This window comes from Kitasatospora sp. NPDC059812 (assembly GCF_042732075.1).
Lineage (GTDB): Bacteria > Actinomycetota > Actinomycetes > Streptomycetales > Streptomycetaceae > Kitasatospora.
Window position 1 is genome coordinate 1 of sequence record NZ_JBHWIO010000184.1, and the last position, 1,678, is coordinate 1,678.

Sequence of the window (1,678 nt, forward strand, 5' to 3'; positions counted from 1 at the left end):
CGTGTAGGGGCGGGGCTTTCTCCGCGGCGGGCCGCTACCGGTATGGGCCCCCCCGCCCCGACCGGCACCCGTGCGGCATGGGGCGGCCCGGCGGGGCGGGGGGGGCGGCGGCGCCGGTGGAGGCGCCGTCGGCGCCGGACGCGCTCGGGCTGGCCGCCGTCGTGCCGTTCGCCCTGTGGCGCCGCCGCCGCGGCGCGCGCCGGGGTCGCCGCTGAGCCGGGTGAGGGCTTCGGCGGAACTCCTCCCGCGATTCTCTACACGCCTGTAGAGTTTCCGGGGTGAGCTGCACGCCTGGTCGCGTGGCCGCCCGACCGGGGAGGCCGCGCGTCGGGGCCGGGTCGGGAGGCGGAACCGTGGTGGAGAGTCGGCGCAGTCCTGTGGCCGCCGGGGAGCCGGCGGACCCGGACGTCCAGTGGGTGTACCAGCCGGTCGAGGTGGACCTCGGCGGCGGCACCTGGGCGTCCGGGCGGATCAGCGGCTGGTGGCAGGACTCGGCCGGGCAGCGGTGGTGCCGGTTGCGGGTGAGCCGCAGCGGCCGGCCGGCCGGCTGGGAGCGGTTCGACCCGGCGCGGGTCCTGCTGCTGCCGGTCGCCGGGCTCTGAGGAGGCGTCGGCCGGTTCCGATCGGAACCGGTACCAGCCTGATCGGAACCGGTCCGGTGGGTTCGGACGTCCCTCGGTGCGGCGATCACGAGGCGTTGTCCATAGAGGCGTTGTCCATAAGAGATTCACAAAATATGACGGCATGTGCGATTCTGTGCAGCGCCCCCGTGACCCGCCCCATCCGTGCCGGCACCTTGGGGGGCCCGGGGCCGCCGACATGCCACTTCATCGACCGGGGACGACGTGAGTTCCGAGATCTACTTCAGCAGCAACTACCGCGACCTGTGCGAGCAGCACGGCACCGGCGCGGGCTTCCAGTTCGAGTTCTCCTGCTACCGCTGCTCCGACACCTGGCGCTCGTCGTTCGAGGCGTTCACCACCGGCCAGGTGGCGGGCTGGATCGGCAAGGGCGTCAGCGCCGCCTGGAACCTCATCGGCGGCAACGCCAACACCATCAGCAACGCCGCCGACGGCCTGGCCGGCCACACCTGGGGCAACGCGCGCGACGCCGCCTTCCAGCGCGCGATCACCAACGCCCAGGTGCACTTCAACCGCTGCGCCCGCTGCACCCACTACGTCTGCGGCCGCTGCTTCGACCCGGGCCAGGGCCTGTGCCACACCTGCGCCCCGGACACCGCGGCCGAGGCGATGGCGGCGCAGCGGCGCGGCCTCAACGACATGGTGTCCGACCGCTCCTACCAGCAGGGCCAACAGTCCGGCGCCGAGTTCGACGTGCGGACGCCGCGCCAGCTCGTCTGCCCGCAGTGCTCGGCGGAGACGCACGGCACGCCGTTCTGCCCGGGCTGCGGCCACCGGCTCGCCCAGCCGACCCAGTGCGGCCAGTGCCACCAGGACATCCCGGAGGGCGCGGCGTTCTGCCCGGGCTGCGGCACCAGGCGCTGACCCCGCGCACCCCACGCACCCCATGCACCTCGCGACGGGGGGGGGGCGGGCCGGCGGGCGCGGGCGCCCGCGCCGCCCCCCCCGCGCCGCGCACCCCCGCGGGGGCCCACCGCCCCCCCTCCCCAAATCCCCCCCGCCCCCCCGGGGAAAAAAAGAGCCCCCCCCGCGCGGAG

At 75.3% G+C, this 1,678-nt stretch carries 2 protein-coding genes; both read left to right on the plus strand.

The genetic code is table 11. The features are described 5' to 3' along the window. Positions 1-353: 353 nt before the first annotated feature. Positions 354-602 (plus strand): hypothetical protein, encoded by a 249-nt coding sequence (locus ACFV6D_RS38825; RefSeq protein ID WP_380563452.1) that lies wholly within the window; start codon positions 354-356, stop codon positions 600-602. 243 nt (positions 603-845) lie between these two features. Then, entirely contained in the window at positions 846-1,505 is a 660-nt protein-coding gene (locus ACFV6D_RS38830; protein WP_063350729.1) for a zinc ribbon domain-containing protein, read from the plus strand. Positions 1,506-1,678 lie beyond the last annotated feature (173 nt).